Consider the following 18568-nt stretch of genomic DNA (forward strand, 5'->3'; position numbering starts at 1 on the left):
TCCCGATCGAGGTTCGCCCATTTGCGGTGAGCGAACTCCGATCGCTCTAAGCCACCAGCCCCTTCATCGGCCTCACCGGCGCGCTGTCCGGAAACACCGTTTCCGCCAGCACGCGCTCGCCGACGCCGAACTGGTCGTGCAGCACGCCCTTCATCACGGCGCGCAAGTCGGTGGTCGGGGCGAGGTCACGGGCCTGGTAGAGATTGGCTGGCTTCAGGCCCGGCCAATCGGTGATGATGCGGCCGCCCTTCACCGCGCCGCCGGCGAGCAATGCGATGGTGCCGGTGCCATGGTCGGTGCCTTCGGTGCCGTTGACGCGCGCGGTGCGGCCGAACTCGGTCGCGACCACGATCACAGTGTCGCGCCAGCGCCCCCCCAAGCCGCTCTCGAACTCGGCGATTGCACCATCGAGGCCGCCGAGCAGTTGCGCAAGCCGCCCGACCGGGCCGCCCTCATTGGCATGGGTGTCCCAGCCGTCGAAGGCGAGTGCGCCGATGCGCGGGCCGTCGTCGGCCGCCATCAGCTTGGCGGCGCCGCGCGCCACCTGCCGCATCGCGCCGATTCCGTTGACGCCGGGCTTCGGCTTCATGTCGTCGCCCTGCGCCTGCTTCTCGAGCTGCAACCCTTGCGTCAGCGCGGTCGCGAGTGCGGGATCGCGGTGCTGGTAGAGATCCATGAGCCGCATCGCGGTGTCGTCGGCCGCCTGCGGCAGCGCGACCGGCGCCCAGCCGACGGTTGGTGCTGCGCCGCGCAGCACCAGCGGCGTGGTCGGGCCGACCGCGAGCGCGCTCATCACCCGTTCGCCCTTCGGCAGCCCCTCCAGCGCACGGTTGAGCCAGCCGGATTGCACGCGGCCCGGACCGGGAAAGCCGCTCTCGAGCACATCCTGGCCGTCGAAATGCGAGCGGTCGCGATAGGAGGTGGCAACCGCGTGGATCACCGCGGCCTGTTTCGCGCGATACATCCGCGCGAATTCCGGCATCGCCGGATGCAGGCCGAAGAACGGATCGAGCATCACAGCGGCATTCGGCCCATCGGACCGGAGCGCAATCGAACCATGCAGGCCGAGATAATCGGGATCGCCGATCGGCGCGACGGTAGCGAGACCATCGAGCGCGCCGCGCAGGATCACGACAACAAGCCGCGGATCGCGGCCGTCGGCGGCGCGTGCGAATTTCGGCAAATAGGCCCAGGCCGCAAAGGAGGCGCCGCCAAGGAGCAGCGCGCGCCGCGACGTCGCCTGCGCCATCAAGCTCTCACGGCACTCCATCGTCACCTCCTCTGGAATTCCGGCGACATCAACAACAGCGCGAGCGCCTGCTGGCGCGATTCGGCGCGCTCGATCGTCCGCCGCGTCTCGGGCGAAGCGGCATCCGCCGCGACAAGCTCGAGCAGATCGCGCGGATCGAGCCGGTCGGCGAGCGTGGACGCAATCTGCGCCGAAATGTCGAGCCTGAGCTTGATGCCTTCGGGCGCGGCCCACGCCGCGTTGGTATCGGCAAAGCCGTTCGGTCCCGCGGGCGACCACAGCGGCTGGCCGAGCACGTTGAGGCCGTTGAGGTAGCGCCCCGGATCCTCCGGATTGCGCGCCAACAGGCGGCCCGACGCGACCAGGAATTCATAGGGCGAGCGGATCTTGCCGAGCGGCGCCTGCCAGGCCTCGTTGGAATCGACCAGCGCGTTCGCCAGCGCGCCGAGATTTCCGTCGGTCTTGGTGAACACGTCCCGCAGCGTTGCGACCAGCGCCGGCGGCGGCTCGTCCGCCACGAAGTGGCGCGCGAATTTGGTGGCGATGAACTTCGCCGTCGACGGATGCCGCGCGATGTCAGCGAGAACAGCCTCGCCCTGCGCGACGCCGCTTGGTTCATAGACCTTGCCGAGCACCTGCTGCGCGCCGGGCTGGTGCGCATTGGCGTTGAACACGAAGGTGCCGGGTGTGCCGAGCTGGCCCTGGCGTCCGGCATAGGTCCATCCCGTGATGATGCGCGCGAGCGAGGTGACGTCATCCTGGGTGTAGCCGCCGCCGACGCCGAGCGTATGCAGCTCCATGATCTCGCGCGCGAGATTTTCGTTGAGGCCGCGGTTGCGGTTGATGCCGGCGCGGGACTCCGGCCCCAGCGATTGCTGGTTGTCGAGAAAGAACAGCATCGCCGGATGCTGCTCGACCGCCTTCAGCATGTCGGCGAAGCGGCCGAGCACGTGCGGGCGGATCGCCTCGCGCTCGAACGAGCCGGCCCACATCCGCGCCAGCGCGCCCTTGTTGGCCGAGATGCAGAAATGGTTCGACCAGAACACGACGAGCCGCTCGACGAAGCCGCAATCGGCGACCACGCCGCGCTGCAGTCGCGCCAGGGCCTCGGCGCGGAACGTCTTCTGGATGATATTGAGCGGCTGTGCTGGCGGCTTCGGCGGATCGACCAAGGGCTGCATCGAATCAGTCGGCGCCATCGCGGCGTTGGCATTGTCCGCCTGCCGCATCGCCGGATCCTTCGCCGCGATCTCCTTGGCGATGGTGGAGAGCGACAGGTTGCGCCGTTGCTGCGGTCTTGCATCGGACGACGGCTGCTGGGACGGCGTCAAGGTCGCGGCCGGCTGGGTCGCCTTCGCGGCGGCACGCGCCTGCTGCTGTTCGAACTGATAGTCGAACACTTGTTTGCCGAGCTCAGCCGTCGAGAGCAGGCCGGGCACTTCGAGCAACGCGCCGTTCGGCCGCGTCAACTCCGCCTTGACGAAGCCGCGCGGATCGGAGGCCGCATTGATGAAATCGCCGGATGCGCCGCCGCGGGCGCCGAATCCGAAGCGATTGAGGGCAACCAGCGCTGCTTGCGAATCGCGGGCCATCGCAGTGTCCTTGAGATTTCCCTTGGCGCCGTATCCCGGCTATATGAGTTGCGCCGCATCATAGCGCGGTTCGGGATGAACCCGAGATTAATTCCAGGATTAATTCCCGGTTAGAATGCACCTCTCGTGATGACAGATCGGCCAGAAAGCTCCTCCCCGCGCCGCCTCGCCTGTGCGCAATGCGGCACCGAGTTCGGCTGCAGCCCTGCCGGCGGCTGCTGGTGTGCCGATGAAAGCTATCGCGTAGCGATGCCGACCGACGGCGGCGATTGCCTGTGCCCCGCCTGCCTGCGCAAGCTCGCGCAACAACGCGCAAGCGTGAGCGCGACATGAGCGAGCGCTGGACCGTCAGCGCCGTCCTGCTCGACATGGACGGCACGCTGCTCGACACCGAGAAGGTCTATTTCGACAGCCTGGTCGCGGCGCTGAACGGGTGCGGCTACACCGACGATGTCGTCGCGCTCTGCCACGCCATGGTCGGCCTTCCCGCGCCGGCCTGCGAGGCGATGCTGCTCGACCGCTATGGTGCGGACTTTCCAATGGCCGACGTCAACCAGGCGTTCATCGGCCATCGCGACGCAATGATGCGCGCCGGCCTGCCGCTCAAATCAGGCACACTCGAACTGCTCAACGGCCTGGAGGCCGCCAATTGCCCGATGGCGATCGTGACCTCGTCTTCGCGGCGCTCGGCTGAACGCAATCTCACACTCGCCGGAATCCGCGAGCGCTTCGACACACTGCTGACGCTCGACGACGTGACGCACGGCAAGCCGGACCCCGAACTCTACCTCAAGGCGGCGGCACAGCTTGGCCTGATGCCGGCGGCCTGCGTCGCCGTGGAAGATTCCAACCACGGCGTCGCCGCGGCCCACGCCGCCGGCGCCATCACGCTGATGGTGCCCGACATGACGCCACCGACCGACGAGACGCGCGCGAAATGCGCAGCCGTGCTGCCGGATCTGAATGCGGTGCTGGCGATGTTGCGGGAGCGCGGCGCACTTTAGCCGTCATTGCGAGCGATAGCGAAGCAATCCATCTGTCCGCTCGCGCGGCCATGGATTGCTTCGTCGCTTCAGCGCAAAATTGCTTTGCAATTTTGTCGCGAGCTCCTCGCAATGACGACGAGAGCGTCCCGCGACTCTAACGCCGTTTGCGCCCCGCCTTCGCCAACGCCATCTCGATCAACGCACGCGCCGCTTCGCCCGCGGTCTCCATGTAGCTGGCATCACGATGCAGCAGCACGACGGCGAACGATCCGTCCAGCAGCAGCAGCATCTGCCGCGCGAGCCGCAGTGGATCGGCGATGCCCTCTGCCGCGAAGGTCACGCGCAGCCAGTCCTCGAACTTCTTCTTGTGCGCGGCGCCGATCCTGATCGCGGGATGGCCGGGCAGATTGGCGAGCTCCGCCGAGGTGCGCAGGAAGCCGCACCCCTTCCATTTCGGGTGCCGCGCCGAGCGCGCGAGATTGCGGAAGATCGCCTCGACCTTGGCCGGCAGGCCGCCCTCGGCCTCGGTGAACCATTTCCGGAACAGCGCGAGGTTGGGCTGGTCACGCGCGGCGAGATAGGCCGCGACCAGATCGTCCTTGCTCTTGAAATGGTAATAGAGCGTGCGCTTGGTCAGGCCGGCCTTGGCGGCCACCTCGTCGACGCTCACGCGCCGGATGCCTTCATTGTAGAACAGCGAATTCGCCGCCTGGATGATGCGCTCTCGGGTGGGTTCGGAGGGTCTGGGCATGACCTGTATGTATACTAACCAGTGAATATACACAAATCGCGGCTGCCGCTACATTCCCTCGCGACACCAAGCGAATGCCGGAGACCGCATCAATGACCAACCCCATCCTGCTCGAGATCGACGACGAGATCGCGCTGATCACGCTGAACCGCCCGGAACGGCTGAACGCGCTGAACTATGAGCTGATCGACCAGTTGATGGCCGCGCTCGACAGAATCGAAGGCGATGCGGCCGTGCGTGCCGTGATCCTGACCGGCGCCGGCGAGCGCGCCTTTTCCGCCGGCGCCGACATCAACGAATTCTCTGAAAGCGTCCGGCAGGGCACCGCGATTGCCGTGCGCGATTTCGTCCGGCGCGGCCAGGCCATGACGGCGCGGCTCGAGGCGTTCAGGAAACCGGTCATCGCTGCCGTCAACGGGCTCGCCTTCGGCGGCGGCTGCGAGATCACCGAAGCGGTTCATCTCGCTGTTGCCAGCGACAAGGCGCTGTTCGCAAAGCCCGAGATCAAGCTCGGCATGCCGCCGACCTTCGGCGGCACGCAGCGGCTGCCGCGGCTTGCGGGGCGCAAGCGCGGGCTGGAACTGCTGTTGGCCGGCGATCCGTTCTCGCCGGAGCACGCGCGCGAGATCGGGCTCGTCAACAGCATCGTGCCGCACGATCAATTACTGAAGGCCGCGCGCGAACTCGCCGGCCGCATCATCAGGCATTCGCCCGGCGCGGTCAGTAGCGTCATCACCGCGGTCACGCGCGGCCTCAACATGGCGATTGCCGAGGGGCTATTGGTCGAGAGCGAGCAGTTCGCCGCCCTGGTGCCGAGCCGCGATCTCGAAGAGGGCCTCGCGGCATGGAAAGCGCGGCGACCGGCGAAATATGTCGGGGCGTGAGGCGTACGCTTCACCAACTCGTCATGCCCGGGCTTGACCCGGGCATCCACGTCTTCTGTCCAAGTCCCAAAACGTGGATGGCCGGGCATAGGCGCGCGGAAGCGACGCCGTCCTTCGGACGACTATGCCCGGCCATGACGAAGTGATGGACCTGAGTTACCGCACCACGGCCGCGGTCTGTCCGAACAGCAGCTTGCGCTCTTCCTCGGTGCGGATCGCGGGCTGGCCGAAATTCGGATTGACCTCCTTCGCCTTGGCGTAGGCGCGGATCGTGGCGGGCCGCTTCTCGATGGTTTCCAGCCAGCGCTTCAGGTGCGGGAAGTCGTCGATGTTCTGGCCCTGGTTCTTGTACGGCACCACCCAGGGATAGCTCGCCATGTCGGCGATCGAATAGTCGCCGGCGATGAAGTCGCGGTCCGACAGGCGCTTGTTCAGGACGCCATAGAGCCGATTGGTCTCGTTGACGTAGCGATCGATCGCGTAAGGCAGTTTTTCGACCGCGTAGTTGCGGAAGTGATGGTTCTGGCCGGCCATCGGCCCGAGCCCGCCCATCTGCCAGAACGTCCACTGGATCGCATCGTAACGGCCATAGAGATCGGCGGGGAGGAACTTGCCGGTCTTCTCGGCGAGATAGAGCAGGATCGCACCTGACTCGAAGATCGAGATCGGCTTGCCGCCGCCCTTCGGCGCGCGATCGAGGATCGCCGGAATGCGATTGTTCGGCGCGATCTGCAGAAACTCCGGCTTGAACTGATCGCCTTTGCCGATGTTCACCGGGAAAATCTTGTACTCCAATCCGGTCTCTTCGAGGAACATCGTTATCTTGTGACCATTCGGCGTGGTCCAGTAATGGAGGTCGATCATGGGGACGATCCTGTGGCTCGTGAGGACGTGAGGAAATCGCGCGTTGGCGAAAAGGATGCGACTGCATGGATTTGGGCGCAAAGCCCCAGCCAAGTCAATCGGCGCGCGATGCACCGCGCGCGAATGTGATCTGCGGGCCGCGCAGTCGCGGCCGCGGCTTGCGGAGACCCAGCGCTAGTACCATCAATGCTTACGGCCGTGCGCACGCAAGAACTTCTCGCCGTCTTCGGTCACCGTCACGCGCAGGCCATCGACCGAGGGGCGGCGCACGACATAGCCGCGATCCACTGCATCCTCCCAGATCGTCAGCCGCGGGCAGGAGGTGCGCCAGGTCTCGATCACCTCGGCATAGGGTCTCGGCTCACGCGCGATCCATTCGACGAGATCGAGCACCAATGCATCTGATGTCTCCGTCATCGGACGCCTCCGTTCCGAGTTCTAGTGCGCCAGCGCGCTGTTGCGCGCCACCATCAGCCAGCCGCCATAGAGGATGTAATAGCTTGCCACCGTCGTGATCAGCCGGTTGGCCCAGGTGCGGAATTGCTGGTCGCTCATCGCTTCCAGAATGCGCCGCGCCAGCGAGGTGCCGAGCATCGAGGCCGCGACCGCGATCGCCGCCAGCGTCGGATCGAGCGAAGCGGCCTGGTCGATGATGCCGCCGAAATAGATCAGCTTGGTGAGATGGCTCGCGACCTGGCAGGTCGCCTTCGTCGCCACCGTCTCGCGCCGGCCGAAATTGCCGCCGAGGAAATAGGTGTCCATCAGCGGGCCCGAGACGCCGGTCATCAGCATCAGCCCCATGCAGATCGAGCCGTAGAACGTGCCCTGCCAGACGCTGTCCGGATTCGGCTTGATGCCCTTTGGCATCAACCGCGCCATGAACGGCGTGACGCCGAGCAGGAGCAGCGCGACCGGCTTGTCCGGCACGTAGCGCGTGATCGACCACAGGCCGAGCGCCAATGCGCAGCCGATCAAATAGACCGCGACCGGCCGCCAGCGGATATGCGCCCGCCACAGGAAGGCGCGCCAGCCGTTGGAGGCCATCTGCGTGATCGCGTGCAGCACCATCGCCGACGGCAGCGGCAGGATCGCGAGCAGCACGCCGATCAGGATCAGCCCGCCGGCCATGCCGAACAGCCCCGACAGGAACGCCGTCGCGACCATCAAGGCCCCAAGTGCAGCGATCAGAAGCGGACTCATGCTGAACCTCCGAGGGTATTTCTGCCGCGCTTGGACGGCACCGGCAAACTGAGTTATCTTGCCCTGGCATCAGCTTTCCTGAGGGTCATGCATGCGGCGGCTGCTCTTTCTCAACGGCATCAAGGCATTCGAGGCCGCGGCGCGGACCGGCAGCTTCGCCGCCGCGGGCAACGAGCTCAACGTCTCGGCGGCGGCGATTAGCCGGATGGTGCATCTCCTGGAGGAGCGGCTCGGCGTCGCGCTGTTCGAGCGCAAGGCCAACAAGCTCGTCACCACCGCGGCCGGCCGCGCCTATCAGAGCGGGCTGACGCCGATCTTCGATGCGCTCGCAAGCCTGACCGCGCAGGTCACGGCGCCATCGAGCGTGCGCGTGCTGACGATCGGCGTCGGGCCGACCTTTGCGATGAAATGGCTGATCCCGCGGCTCGGCGAATTCCGCAAAGAAGAGCCCGACATCGAGGTGCGGATCACGACCGGCGGCGCCGCCGCACCGTTCGGCGACGACTGGACCTGCGGCGTCAAGCTCGGCGACGGCGAATGGCCGGGCCTGGTCGCCGAGCCGCTGTTCGCCGCCGATCTCTTGCCGGTGTGCACGGCGCGGCTCGCCAATTCGCTGAAGCGCCCCGCCGACCTGAAGGGGCCCAGCCTGATCCGCGTCGCGCATTCGCCCGACGACTGGCCGTCATGGCTGAAGGCCGCAGGGGTTACACGCATCACCGCGCGCGGCCAGGAATTCCAGTTCTACGGCCAGGCGCTGCAAGCCGCGATCGACGGACTCGGTGTCGCCATGGGCATCCGGCCCTATATCGACGACGACCTCGCCGCCGGGCGGCTGGTGGCGCCGTTTGCGCTTGGTGTGCCGAAGGGCATGCGCTGGTACCTGGTCTATCGCGGCTTCCACGCCGACCAGCGCGACTTCGCCGCGTTCCGGCGCTGGATCATCCGCGCCGCGGCCGAGCCCGCCGGGCGCCGCAAGGGGGCGCGCAGTGCCTGACGAGACGATCGACACGCTGGTGATCGGCGGCGGCCAGGCCGGGCTCACCATGAGCCACCGGCTGAAGCAGCGCGGGATCGCGCATCTCGTGCTGGAGCGGCAGCGCATCGCCGAGCGCTGGCGCAGCGAACGCTGGGACGGATTGATGTTCCAGTTTCCGAACTGGTCGGTGCGGCTGCCGGACTTCGCGTTTCAGCACAACGATCCCGATGGCTTCTCGCCGACGGCAGCGATCATCCGCTTCATCGAGGATTACGCCCGCTTCGTCGCGCCGCCGATCCGCTGCGGCGTCGCGGTGACGCGGCTGCACACGGACGGCAATGGCGGCTTCATCGCCGAGACCGTCGATGGATCGATCGCCGCCAACAACGTGGTCGTCGCCACTGGCCCCTATCAGCGGCCGCTGCGGCCGGACCTGCTGCGCGACGCGGATATCTTCCAGGTGCACGCCAGCGCCTACAAGAATCCGGCGCAACTGCCTGATGGCGCGGTGCTGGTGGTCGGCGCCGGCGCCTCCGGCGCCCAGATCGCCGAAGAGCTCGCGCGCGCCGGCCGCCGCGTCTTCCTCTCGATCGGACAGCACAGCCGGCTGCCGCGCCGTTATCGCGGCCGCGACCTGATTGGGCGGCTCGCCGAGATGGGCATCGACCAGACGCCGGTCGAGCAACGCGGCGCGTCGCGCCTGCTGCCGGTCATCACCGGCGCCTATGGCGGCCACACCGTCGACTTCCGCCGCTTCGCGGCCGAGGGCGTCACCTTGCTCGGCCGCGTCAGCGCTGCCAGCGACGGCGTGATCGCGATCGCGCCCGACCTCGCCGAGAGCATCGCCAATGGCGACGCCTATTACGAGACGTTCCTCGCCATGGTCGACGACTTCATCGCCGCGCGCGGGCTCGATTGTCCCGATGATCCCGCCGCCCGCGCCCGCCTGCCCGACCCGGCCTGCCTCACCGCGCCGCTTCGCACGCTCGACCTGCGCACCGAGGGCGTCAACGCCGTGGTCTGGGCCACCGGCTATGGCCTCGATCTCGACTGGATCGATGTTCCCGTGCTCGACGCGCGCGGCGAACCGAGGCACCGCCGCGGCATTTCCGAGGTGCCGGGCCTCTATTTCCTCGGCCTGCAATGGCTGTCGCGGATGAAATCCTCGTTCCTGTCGGGGGTCGGCGACGATGCCGCCGATCTAGCCGATCACATCGCCGCCCGGCGGTAGCAGCGATCGGATGAGGCTGCGCGCCCCGAAGGGATTGCGCCCCCTCTCCCGCTTGCGGGGGAGGGTTGGGGTGGGGGTATCGCCGCGGGTCATATCGTGGAGAGAGCCCCCACCCGCATCGCATCTGTCGATGCGATGCGACCTCCCCCGCAAGCGGGAGAGGTGAAGCGAGCCTGCGGATCGGCCGATTCAATCATGGTGCATAGGCACCGCTCCCCTGCTGCTCCGCACAAATAAACCCGGTGGGGTGTGATCTCCTTCACACTCGATCCCGGGCGCCCGTGGTTCGATCCCCGCAAAAGCAAAAAGCTCGCGGAGTCGCGGATGATCTACGGCGGATTTGAAATCAAGTCGTTTGAAATGGGGAAAGGGCAATGGCACGCCAGGATTCAACGAACCGATCAAAAGCCGGTCGTCATCGATGGCATTTCGTTTCCGATGCTCGACATCGGCTTTGCGTGGTCCGATCGGGATGCGGCGATCGCGGACGCCAAGACGCTTATCGACCAGTTCCAGCAGCGCTATGGCGTGAGAATGTCGGCAGCCGGAGCTTCGGCCTGATCGGCAGCGCCATGGTGGCCGCCCTGCCGCAATGCGAGCCCGATCCGGCGTGGCCGCCGCAGGTGAGAACGAGCTGCCCGGACTGCACGGCCGAACTCACGGTGTTCCGCGTCATTCCCGGCCGCGCCGCCGAATATTGGACCATGCGCTGCACGGGCTGCGGCGGGATCCATCTCGATATCGTCGACGCGCCGCGGGCCTGACGCGTAACAGCTACTGACACCTGCTGACAGCACGTTCGCAGGCTAAGTCGCTCGCCCAAAACCCTTTTCTCGCTGCCGGACTCGTCCCATATTCGGGGCATGGCGAAGACACCAAGCACTCCAAAAAAGCCCGGCAAATCCCCCAAATCCAAAGCCCCAAGTTCTAAGGCGTCGAGGCCCGACGTCCAACCGATCGGCCCGGCGCTTGCCGAACTGTTGAACCCGGCGATCAATCGCGGCGACGCCGGCATGGGCTCCGGCACCGGATTGCAGCCGCCGCCCGACAATTCCTTGGACCGCCGCTCCGGCGGCGAGGCCGCCGCGCATCGCGCGCGGGCCTCGACCCGCGGAACCAGCGAGGACGTCGCCAAGCGCGATGCCGCAGGCCTCGAGGAACCCCCGCAGGCCAATTACGGCACCTCGGCGACGATCCCCACCCTCGATCCCGAACTGGCGCGGCAGCTTGGACTGCCGACCGCCGAGGATGATGACGAGGCACTCGCCCGCCCACCGCGCAGCAAGATGGAAGCGCTCGGCGTCAAAGCGACCGCCGACGCGCTGGAGAACCTGATCCGCGACGGCCGCCCCGAATTCCGCAAGGACGACGGCTCGATGCGGGTGTGGACGCCGCACCGGCCGCCGCGCCCGGAAAAATCCGAAGGCGGCGTGCGTTTCGAGATCAAGTCGTCCTACGAACCGAAGGGCGACCAGCCGACCGCGATCGCGGAGCTGGTCGAGGGCATCAGCCGCAACGACCGCACCCAGGTGCTGCTCGGCGTCACCGGCTCGGGCAAGACCTACACCATGGCCAAGGTGATCGAGGCGACGCAGCGCCCGGCGCTGATTCTGGCGCCGAACAAGACGCTGGCGGCGCAGCTCTATGGCGAGTTCAAGAACTTCTTCCCCGACAACGCGGTCGAATATTTCGTCTCGTACTACGACTACTACCAGCCGGAAGCCTATGTGCCGCGGACCGACACCTATATCGAGAAGGACTCCTCGATCAACGAGCAGATCGACCGCATGCGCCATTCGGCGACGCGCGCACTGCTCGAGCGCGACGACGTCATCATCGTGGCGTCGGTGTCCTGCATCTACGGTATCGGCTCGGTCGAGACCTACACCGCGATGACGTTTGCGCTGAAGAAGGGCGAGCGCATCGACCAGCGGCAGTTGATCGCCGACCTCGTGGCACTGCAGTACAAGCGGACGCAGGCCGAATTCACCCGCGGCACCTTCCGCGTCCGCGGCGACGTCATCGACATCTTCCCGGCGCATTATGAGGACCGCGCCTGGCGCGTGAACCTGTTCGGCGACACCGTGGAGAATATCGAGGAGTTCGATCCGCTCACCGGCCACAAGCAGGACGAGCTTGAATTCATCAAGATCTACGCCAATTCGCACTATGTGACGCCGCGCCCGACGCTGGTGCAGGCGATCAAGTCGATCAAATCGGAGTTGAAGCTGCGCCTCGACCAGCTCAACGATCAGGGTCGCCTGCTGGAGGCGCAGCGGCTTGAGCAGCGCACCACCTTCGACCTCGAGATGATGGAGGCGACCGGGAGCTGCGCCGGCATCGAGAACTATTCGCGCTATCTCACCGGCCGCCGTCCCGGCGAGCCGCCGCCGACGCTGTTCGAATATGTCCCCGACAACGCGCTGGTGTTTGCCGACGAGAGCCACGTCACCGTGCCGCAGATCGGCGGCATGTTCCGCGGCGACTTCCGCCGCAAGGCGACCCTGGCCGAGTACGGCTTCCGCCTGCCCTCCTGCATGGACAACCGCCCGCTCCGCTTCGAGGAATGGGACATGATGCGGCCGCAGACGGTCGCGGTGTCGGCGACGCCGAGCGGCTGGGAGCTCAACGAGTCGGGCGGCGTGTTCGTCGAGCAGGTGATCCGCCCGACCGGGCTGATCGACCCGCCGGTCGACATCCGCCCGGCGCGCACCCAGGTCGACGACCTCGTCGGCGAGGTGCGCGCAACGGCCGCGGCCGGCTACCGCTCGCTGATCACGGTGCTCACGAAACGCATGGCGGAGGACCTCACCGAATATCTGCATGAGCAGGGCATCCGCGTCCGCTACATGCACTCTGACATCGACACCATCGAGCGCATCGAGATCATCCGCGACCTTCGCCTCGGCGCGTTCGACGCGCTGGTCGGCATCAACTTGTTGCGCGAGGGCCTCGACATTCCCGAATGCGCGCTGGTCGCGATCCTCGACGCCGACAAGGAAGGTTTTCTGCGCAGTGAAACGTCCTTGATACAGACCATCGGCCGCGCCGCGCGCAATGTCGACGGCAAGGTGATCCTCTATGCCGATCAGATGACCGGCTCGATGGAGCGCGCGATGGCCGAGACCGCGCGCCGCCGCGAGAAGCAGGTCGAATACAACGAGGCCAACGGCATCACGCCGGAGAGCGTGAAGAAGTCGATCGGCGACATCCTCAACTCCGTCTACGAGCGCGACCATGTGCTGGTCGAGATCGGCGACGGCGGCATGGCCGACGACGTCATCAGCATCGGCCACAATTTCGAGGCCGTGCTCAACGATCTCGAAACGCGGATGCGCGAGGCCGCGGCCGATTTGAACTTCGAGGAAGCCGCCCGCCTGCGCGACGAGGTCAAACGCCTGCGCGCCACCGAAATGGCCGTGGTCGACGACCCCACCGCCAAGCAGCGCGCGGTGCAGAACAAGGCCGGCGCCTATGCCGGCACCAGGAAATACGGCGACGCCGCGAACCTGCCGGTCAGCGCGATGAAGAAGAAAGGCGTGTCCTCCGCCGTCAAGGCAAGCGGCAGCGGCCGCTCCGGCTCAAAGGTCCACAAGCCGCATCTCGACGAAATGCACGGCCCGGAATCGCTGCCCTACCGCCCGAGCGGCGCGCTGCCGACGAAGCCGTTCGGCACCACCAGCCGCATCATCCAGCCGACGGACTCGCGGCAGTCGGGGCCGGAGTTCGGCCCGTCGCCGCGCTCCAGTGGTGGCGCGCCGGGGAAGCGGGGTGGGTGGAAGAAGCGGTAGGGAAAGTCATTGTTTCAACCAAGAAGCGACGTGCTATAGAAGGGCTAGCACTCGTTGAGGTTGTCAGTGACGCTCGATGAAAACGATCTAAAGGTACTCGCAGCAATCGCGGGAGCGATAGCAACTGTCGTCGCCGCTCTTACTACGGGTATACTTTCAGTTTTTATTAAGCGCCGAGCGGATCAATCAATTGAGACGTTGAGAGGCGAACAATCACGCTTATTGGAGGAACTCAAATCCAAGTACAGCCATGAAAATCGCTTAAAGGAAGCGCGCTTAGATTATGAATATGAAGCACGAAAGAGGTTGTATGACGAGGTCGAACCCATCCTCTTCATCGCACATTTTGCAGCAAGGAGCACGCGAGGGAGGCTAAATGCCTTCGCCGACCGGCTTCGCGAAGGCTATATCAGCCGTGACAAGCGCAAAACCTGGATGGCTGATCACTATTATCAACGATCGACCGTTTACAGGATGTTTCTACCAATTGTTCTGCACCGTCTCCTTTTGCGGAAGCTTTCTCAACTCGATGTCACCCTCGAGCCGGTGATCGGTCGAAAATTTATGACCCTTTCAATTTACCCCGATATCCTAGTCGATCATTTTGACCTAGCCAATGTCCCAAATTTCACGCTTCCCTATGATCCTTACGCGGAGCCAACAAAGGCTCAGCTTGAACACAAGCCAGGTGAATTCAAATTTCAAGGACTTGTGCGCGGCGAAGTTGAGCGGCTCGTCTCAGCGATGATTGTTAGCGGACCAAACGGCCCAGCACCTATCGAATGGTTTCAATTTGAAATCGATCTAGAAGAAGAGAAAACCGACCTTAACAATGCCTATGATCCAATGAAGAAGATCCTCACTGGATTTCACCCCCATACTCATCCTGTGGTTTGGCGAGCGCTCATTGCCTTCTTTCTTCTTTCGGAATTCTACATAAATGCCCGCAACTTCACGATTGAGGAATACGATGCATGCACGAGCAAAAAGGACTTCGCCAAGTTCACAGATCGACTTGGCGAGGAAATGTCATCAGAGCTAATGACTCAGCACTTTAATGCGGCTCAGTTCTACGTCCGCGAAAGAATTATATCGGCTTACAGTATCTATCTTGCCGCAGGCTGAGTGAGATCACTAGTTTTGCCTCATGCACCAAGATCGGTAGGCATTCGTAAGCCACTAGGCATCAGTGACGGAAAGATGGTCGTGCATGCCAAGAGACCTTGATGCTGCACCATGAAACTCGGCTTCGAAGAATCCCAATCCGCCTACGCCAGCGGCTCTCAAAGCGCTCGAACCTGGACTGAAGCCTGGGTCAAGACTTGGGCGTACTGCCCGCACTGCGGCAACGCGAAGATGTCGCAATTTCCCAACAACAGTCCTGTGGCCGACTTCCTGTGCGGATCATGTAGCGAAGAGTTCGAGCTCAAGAGCCAGAAGGGCAAATTTGGTCCGAAGGTCGCCGATGGCGCCTACAAGACGAAATGCGAGCGTCTGGCCGCGAGCAACAATCCCAATCTTCTGCTGATGAACTACGACCTCAAGACGCTTGCGGTCGTAAATCTGTTGATCGTGCCGAAGCACTTCTTTGTTCATGACATCATCGAAAGGCGGAAGCCGCTGGCGGCAACCGCCTGACGCGCAGGCTGGATCGGGTCCAACATCCTGATCGGGAAGGTGCCGGAAGCAGGGAAAATCCACATCGTTCAGAACGGCGTCATTCGCGACAAGGAGCTTGTTCTGGCCGAGTGGCAGAAGACACTATTTCTAAGAAGCGAGTCGCTGGAGGCCCGAGGCTGGCTGCTCGACGTGATGAAATGCGTGGAGTCGCTGGGCAAGCGTGAATTTACGATCGAGGAAGTCTATGCGTTTGAGCGACATCTTGGCGATCTCTATCCGGGTAACCAGAATGTCAAACCCAAGATACGCCAGCAGCTTCAGTACCTGCGTGATCGTGGATTTATCGAGTTTGTATCGCGAGGCAATTATCGACTGAAATCGTGAAGGTTCGCCATGGCCTGGTTCCTCAATTTCTACCGATGCGAGCGCTGCGACAAACGATGGACCGACGAATGGTCCTGTACGTGTGACGACGAGTGCCCGCGTTGCGGCGCACGGGATATGTCCCCCATGAGGAGCGAAGACCTGACGGAATTGGTCGAGCAGCGAGGCGCCGAATTCGTTGCGCTGCACTCTCCTGACTCAGCGGAGGACGATCCCGACTATCGAGAACTCGGTCGATTTCCGACTCGGGCGAAGGCTGAGGAATTCCTGGCGTCGTTCGAGCCCACATGACTCGTTTTACCGACGGTGCGATTGCGGTCGTCTGGCGCAGCACGGTCGCGGCCTGCCGGCCGCCATGCCACTGATTTGCCCGACGGCGCAAGCCCCAGGCGCAAAAATATTTCTATTTTTCAGAAGCGCAATTCAGTGTATGAATCCACCCGTCTCACCCGACACGAGGGGCGGCTCGCGATCGTCACGAACGTGGTGTGGGATGCGGTGGACGCTGATCGTGCACAAGACGAACGCACGTGAGGCGGACGGCGAAGTCGTGTGGTCCTGACGCCCCAGTGGCTGGTGTCTCTTCGCAGGACGCGAAGCGTCCTTGCGAAGACGGCGGCAAACAAGCCCGGTCTCGCCGGGGAGAGCACGAAGGAAACCGTAAAACCATCGCGCAGGGAAAGCCGGGATTCCGGTTACACCTGTGGTCCTACCCCCGTGCTTTTTGTTGCACGGGACCCATGGGTGCGATCGGCGCCGCGGGTGCAATCGGCGCCCGGCTTTCCCTGCGCCCTCTGCGGATTGAGAGGGCGGAACGTGAAGCAAGACTCGGGCGCGTGGCGCCGCGAGAATGCGAACGCGCATCCTCACGCTGTTTGATATGTGAATCGGAATCTCCGCCCGTCATTGCGAGCGAAGCGAAGCAATCCATGTCGCCACGTGTGGAGGCATGGATTGCTTCGTCGCTTCGCTCCTCGCAATGACGTGGATTGAATAGTGTGCACAAATCTATCACCGTCACCCCCGCGCTGGTGACTTGTGCCGCGAGACGCGCAGGCGGACGCGCCCTACCCCGACCTGCGATTGCTCGTGTTCTGCGTCAGATTGCCATGTGCGGCCTGTTCGCGGATGTTGTGCTTCTCGTCGTCGCGATGGCCCTTGGTGGTGTCGAGTGGAACGGCCGGTGTGCTGCCGGGCCCCTTGTGGCTCTGGTTCTCCTCGGGAACAGGCTTGATGGTCTTGCTCAGTGGTCTTGTCATTCAGGTCTCCGTTGCGCACAGGGAAACGCTGAGCGAACGGACGGCGTTCCGGGGGCGCGCGATCAACTCGCGGCACGATCCGGAATGACGCTGGCTACAGCTTCTCCGGCTGCACCCGATGCCCCTGCTCCTGCTGCTGGCGCGACTGTTCCTTGGCGCGATGGCGGCCGTAGAGGCAGCCGGCCGCTGCACCCATCACGCCGTGATGGCCGGCATAGTGGCCGGCGACGCCGCCGACGATGGCGCCCTTGATGCAGCCCTTGGCGTCGGCGGGCGAGGCCGCGGCAAGCGCGGCGATCGCAATGACTGATGCAAGAACGGCGGATCTGATCATGGCATGGCTCCAAAGCGACACAGCAACAACGGCGATGTGGGCGGTGCGGTTCCTGCCGATTGCCTGGTTGGCCAAAGCCGATTAAGTCGGCCTCGTATTGAAGCGATGCAACGCCGCCGCGCCGTAACAGCGCCGGCACCGTCGTGCGGTACCCCTTCATGCACGCGATGGTTGCTGAACCGAACCCGGTCCTTCCGCGTCATACACTTGATGCTTTTTGCCGATTGAACGCGGGCCGGTTCGGCCCACAATGCGGCGGGGCGAGTCGGAAAAGAAACCGACGGAGCGGGACATGCGCGAGAATCTCAACCGACAGCACGTACTGAACTTCCTCGACATCTATTATGCCGGCGGCATCGAGGGTGCGCTCGATCGCTGCACCGACGACGTCGCGTTCCTCGCCAATGCACCGATCGACATCCTGCCGCATATGGGCCAGCACCGCGGCAAGGCCGCGCTGCGCCAGATGTGGACCACCATCCACAACCGCTACAGCGACATGCGCTACGAGGCGCAGAACCTGGTCGCCGAGGGCGACAAGGTCGCGGCCCAATTGCGCGTCTTCTTCCGCAAGCGCGGCAATGCGCGGATGGTGCAGTTCGATGTCGCGGTGTTCTACACCCTGCGCGACGGCAAGATCGCCGAGATCCGCGAGATCATCGACACCTTCGACCTGATCCAGCAGGTGCTGGAGCGCGACGTCGCGGCGGAACTGATCGGCGACGAGGGGGCGGGGATTTAGGGCGAGCGGTGGACGGTCGCTTGAACGATCTAGCCCCACGGCACGCCCACCTCTCCCGCTTGCGGGGAGGTCGCCGCGCATAGCGCGGCGGGTGGGGGCTCTCTCCACGATATGACTCGCGGCGACACCCCCACCCCACCCTCCCCCGCGAGCGGGAGAGGGAGCCCTGGCAGCGCCGCAAGACGGCACTCGGAATTCCAAAGCGGCCCTGCCCGAGTCTTGATCAGACAGCCGCGGCTGCGAATTTCCGCGCCAGCCTTGAACCTCGACGGGCCCGCCGTGACCCATCACTGGGCTTGATGCGGACAGTGGGGCTGACGAATCACCATGAAAATCGCGTTGCTGGCGCTGCTCGGTCTGGCCTTGGGCGCTCTCGGCGGTGCGGCGCTTGGCATCGGCGCCGGGCTCGCCTGGATCGAAATCTTTAAAACCCCGAATTTTGAAGGCTATAGCGGCATGCTGGTGTTCTTCACCTTCATGCCGCTGGGGGCGGCGATCGGCGGCATCGGGGGCGCCCTGCTGTTCGCCGTGATCGCGATCCGCGACGCCGAGATCGCGATCGAGCGGGAGCCGGTGCGCCGCCGCGACCGCTGAATTGGCTGACACGGCCATGAACCGGTTCACATTCCGGTAAAATCCTACGCAATTGTGCAATGCGAAATTGGCAATTGCGTTTTGCCCGATCCGCACTATTTCAGGCGGCAA

The 18568-nt window shown here is 64.4% G+C and carries 19 protein-coding genes and 1 pseudogene; 12 read left to right on the forward strand and 8 right to left on the reverse strand.

Translation table 11 applies throughout. The features are described 5' to 3' along the window. Positions 1–46: 46 nt before the first annotated feature. Together ACFFWD_RS28305 and ACFFWD_RS28310 are read right to left on the reverse strand one after the other, a co-directional pair. On the reverse strand, positions 47–1270 hold the full coding sequence (locus ACFFWD_RS28305) for a DUF1501 domain-containing protein (RefSeq protein ID WP_376970856.1): 1224 nt from the start codon (positions 1268–1270) through the stop codon (positions 47–49). A 2-nt stretch (positions 1271–1272) separates the two neighbouring features. After that, positions 1273–2841 carry a DUF1800 domain-containing protein gene (locus ACFFWD_RS28310; RefSeq protein ID WP_376970858.1) on the reverse strand — a complete coding sequence of 523 codons (1569 nt, stop codon included), beginning with the start codon at positions 2839–2841 and terminating at the stop codon, positions 1273–1275. A 329-nt stretch (positions 2842–3170) separates the two neighbouring features. Here ACFFWD_RS28310 and ACFFWD_RS28315 point away from each other — a divergent pair, with 329 nt between their 5' ends. Continuing rightward, complete coding sequence (locus ACFFWD_RS28315; RefSeq protein WP_376970860.1) at positions 3171–3845, forward strand: HAD family hydrolase; 675 nt, start codon at positions 3171–3173, stop codon at positions 3843–3845. Between the two features lie 136 nt (positions 3846–3981). On the opposite strand, the gene ACFFWD_RS28320 is transcribed toward ACFFWD_RS28315, so the two are convergent. Then, on the reverse strand, positions 3982–4578 hold the full coding sequence (locus ACFFWD_RS28320; protein WP_376970862.1) for a TetR/AcrR family transcriptional regulator: 597 nt from the start codon (positions 4576–4578) through the stop codon (positions 3982–3984). Between the two features lie 92 nt (positions 4579–4670). Between ACFFWD_RS28320 and ACFFWD_RS28325 the strand changes: the two genes are divergently transcribed. Next, complete coding sequence (locus tag ACFFWD_RS28325; protein WP_376970864.1) at positions 4671–5462, forward strand: crotonase/enoyl-CoA hydratase family protein; 792 nt, start codon at positions 4671–4673, stop codon at positions 5460–5462. A gap of 156 nt (positions 5463–5618) precedes the next feature. On the opposite strand, the gene ACFFWD_RS28330 is transcribed toward ACFFWD_RS28325, so the two are convergent. The 3 genes from ACFFWD_RS28330 to ACFFWD_RS28340 all read right to left on the reverse strand — a co-directional run bounded on the left by ACFFWD_RS28330 (position 5619) and on the right by ACFFWD_RS28340 (position 7526). Then, complete coding sequence (locus tag ACFFWD_RS28330; RefSeq protein ID WP_376970866.1) at positions 5619–6326, reverse strand: glutathione binding-like protein; 708 nt, start codon at positions 6324–6326, stop codon at positions 5619–5621. A 183-nt stretch (positions 6327–6509) separates the two neighbouring features. Continuing rightward, positions 6510–6743, reverse strand: a complete 234-nt coding sequence (locus tag ACFFWD_RS28335; protein WP_376970868.1) for a hypothetical protein — start codon at positions 6741–6743, stop codon at positions 6510–6512. 21 nt (positions 6744–6764) lie between these two features. Next, on the reverse strand, positions 6765–7526 hold the full coding sequence (locus tag ACFFWD_RS28340; RefSeq protein ID WP_376970870.1) for a TSUP family transporter: 762 nt from the start codon (positions 7524–7526) through the stop codon (positions 6765–6767). Between the two features lie 91 nt (positions 7527–7617). Here ACFFWD_RS28340 and ACFFWD_RS28345 point away from each other — a divergent pair, with 91 nt between their 5' ends. The 8 genes and pseudogenes from ACFFWD_RS28345 to ACFFWD_RS28380 all read left to right on the forward strand — a co-directional run bounded on the left by ACFFWD_RS28345 (position 7618) and on the right by ACFFWD_RS28380 (position 15528). Then, positions 7618–8520, forward strand: a complete 903-nt coding sequence (locus ACFFWD_RS28345) for a LysR substrate-binding domain-containing protein (protein ID WP_376970872.1) — start codon at positions 7618–7620, stop codon at positions 8518–8520. Beyond that, complete coding sequence (locus ACFFWD_RS28350) at positions 8513–9733, forward strand: NAD(P)-binding domain-containing protein (protein ID WP_376970874.1); 1221 nt, start codon at positions 8513–8515, stop codon at positions 9731–9733. The genes ACFFWD_RS28345 and ACFFWD_RS28350 overlap by 8 nt, the downstream gene beginning before the upstream one ends. A gap of 324 nt (positions 9734–10057) precedes the next feature. Beyond that, positions 10058–10294: a hypothetical protein gene (locus ACFFWD_RS28355; RefSeq protein ID WP_376970876.1), complete on the forward strand. Its 237-nt coding sequence runs from the start codon at positions 10058–10060 to the stop codon at positions 10292–10294. Positions 10295–10305: 11 nt separating this feature from the next. Further along, positions 10306–10497: a hypothetical protein gene (locus ACFFWD_RS28360; protein ID WP_376970878.1), complete on the forward strand. Its 192-nt coding sequence runs from the start codon at positions 10306–10308 to the stop codon at positions 10495–10497. A gap of 99 nt (positions 10498–10596) precedes the next feature. Further along, positions 10597–13524, forward strand: a complete 2928-nt coding sequence (uvrB, locus tag ACFFWD_RS28365; RefSeq protein WP_376970880.1) for an excinuclease ABC subunit UvrB — start codon at positions 10597–10599, stop codon at positions 13522–13524. 66 nt (positions 13525–13590) lie between these two features. Further along, entirely contained in the window at positions 13591–14649 is a 1059-nt protein-coding gene (locus ACFFWD_RS28370) for a hypothetical protein (RefSeq protein WP_376970882.1), read from the forward strand. A gap of 111 nt (positions 14650–14760) precedes the next feature. Beyond that, positions 14761–15288: pseudogene (locus ACFFWD_RS28375) on the forward strand (DpnI domain-containing protein); the annotation flags it as partial. 18 nt (positions 15289–15306) lie between these two features. Next, a complete protein-coding gene (locus ACFFWD_RS28380; RefSeq protein ID WP_376971040.1) occupies positions 15307–15528 on the forward strand; it encodes a hypothetical protein in 222 nt (73 codons plus the stop codon). Between the two features lie 1067 nt (positions 15529–16595). Here ACFFWD_RS28380 and ACFFWD_RS28385 read toward each other — a convergent pair. Both ACFFWD_RS28385 and ACFFWD_RS28390 read right to left on the reverse strand, forming a co-directional pair. Beyond that, the gene (locus ACFFWD_RS28385; RefSeq protein ID WP_376970884.1) at positions 16596–16787 is read right to left on the reverse strand and encodes a hypothetical protein; all 192 of its coding nucleotides are present in this window, start codon (positions 16785–16787) and stop codon (positions 16596–16598) included. 94 nt (positions 16788–16881) lie between these two features. Beyond that, the gene (locus ACFFWD_RS28390) at positions 16882–17118 is read right to left on the reverse strand and encodes a hypothetical protein (RefSeq protein WP_376971042.1); all 237 of its coding nucleotides are present in this window, start codon (positions 17116–17118) and stop codon (positions 16882–16884) included. A 295-nt stretch (positions 17119–17413) separates the two neighbouring features. Here ACFFWD_RS28390 and ACFFWD_RS28395 point away from each other — a divergent pair, with 295 nt between their 5' ends. Next, the gene (locus tag ACFFWD_RS28395) at positions 17414–17863 is read left to right on the forward strand and encodes a nuclear transport factor 2 family protein (protein WP_376970886.1); all 450 of its coding nucleotides are present in this window, start codon (positions 17414–17416) and stop codon (positions 17861–17863) included. A gap of 327 nt (positions 17864–18190) precedes the next feature. After that, positions 18191–18457: a hypothetical protein gene (locus tag ACFFWD_RS28400; RefSeq protein WP_376970888.1), complete on the forward strand. Its 267-nt coding sequence runs from the start codon at positions 18191–18193 to the stop codon at positions 18455–18457. Positions 18458–18568 lie beyond the last annotated feature (111 nt).

It is taken from the genome of Bradyrhizobium erythrophlei, assembly GCF_042430365.1.
Lineage (GTDB): Bacteria > Pseudomonadota > Alphaproteobacteria > Rhizobiales > Xanthobacteraceae > Bradyrhizobium > Bradyrhizobium erythrophlei.

What these genes read in the sequence shown, in the direction of transcription:
- ACFFWD_RS28335 (WP_376970868.1), bottom strand. Translation starts at nt 6,743, where the DNA reads ATGACGGAGACATCAGATGCATTGGTGCTCGATCTCGTCGAATGGATC.
- ACFFWD_RS28340 (WP_376970870.1), bottom strand. Translation starts at nt 7,526, where the DNA reads ATGAGTCCGCTTCTGATCGCTGCACTTGGGGCCTTGATGGTCGCGACG.
- ACFFWD_RS28325 (WP_376970864.1), top strand. Translation starts at nt 4,671, where the DNA reads ATGACCAACCCCATCCTGCTCGAGATCGACGACGAGATCGCGCTGATC.
- ACFFWD_RS28345 (WP_376970872.1), top strand. Translation starts at nt 7,618, where the DNA reads ATGCGGCGGCTGCTCTTTCTCAACGGCATCAAGGCATTCGAGGCCGCG.
- ACFFWD_RS28315 (WP_376970860.1), top strand. Translation starts at nt 3,171, where the DNA reads ATGAGCGAGCGCTGGACCGTCAGCGCCGTCCTGCTCGACATGGACGGC.
- ACFFWD_RS28355 (WP_376970876.1), top strand. Translation starts at nt 10,058, where the DNA reads ATGATCTACGGCGGATTTGAAATCAAGTCGTTTGAAATGGGGAAAGGG.
- ACFFWD_RS28310 (WP_376970858.1), bottom strand. Translation starts at nt 2,841, where the DNA reads ATGGCCCGCGATTCGCAAGCAGCGCTGGTTGCCCTCAATCGCTTCGGA.
- ACFFWD_RS28320 (WP_376970862.1), bottom strand. Translation starts at nt 4,578, where the DNA reads ATGCCCAGACCCTCCGAACCCACCCGAGAGCGCATCATCCAGGCGGCG.
- ACFFWD_RS28330 (WP_376970866.1), bottom strand. Translation starts at nt 6,326, where the DNA reads ATGATCGACCTCCATTACTGGACCACGCCGAATGGTCACAAGATAACG.
- ACFFWD_RS28395 (WP_376970886.1), top strand. Translation starts at nt 17,414, where the DNA reads ATGCGCGAGAATCTCAACCGACAGCACGTACTGAACTTCCTCGACATC.
- ACFFWD_RS28360 (WP_376970878.1), top strand. Translation starts at nt 10,306, where the DNA reads ATGGTGGCCGCCCTGCCGCAATGCGAGCCCGATCCGGCGTGGCCGCCG.
- ACFFWD_RS28400 (WP_376970888.1), top strand. Translation starts at nt 18,191, where the DNA reads ATGAAAATCGCGTTGCTGGCGCTGCTCGGTCTGGCCTTGGGCGCTCTC.
- ACFFWD_RS28305 (WP_376970856.1), bottom strand. Translation starts at nt 1,270, where the DNA reads ATGGAGTGCCGTGAGAGCTTGATGGCGCAGGCGACGTCGCGGCGCGCG.
- ACFFWD_RS28385 (WP_376970884.1), bottom strand. Translation starts at nt 16,787, where the DNA reads ATGACAAGACCACTGAGCAAGACCATCAAGCCTGTTCCCGAGGAGAAC.
- uvrB (WP_376970880.1), top strand. Translation starts at nt 10,597, where the DNA reads ATGGCGAAGACACCAAGCACTCCAAAAAAGCCCGGCAAATCCCCCAAA.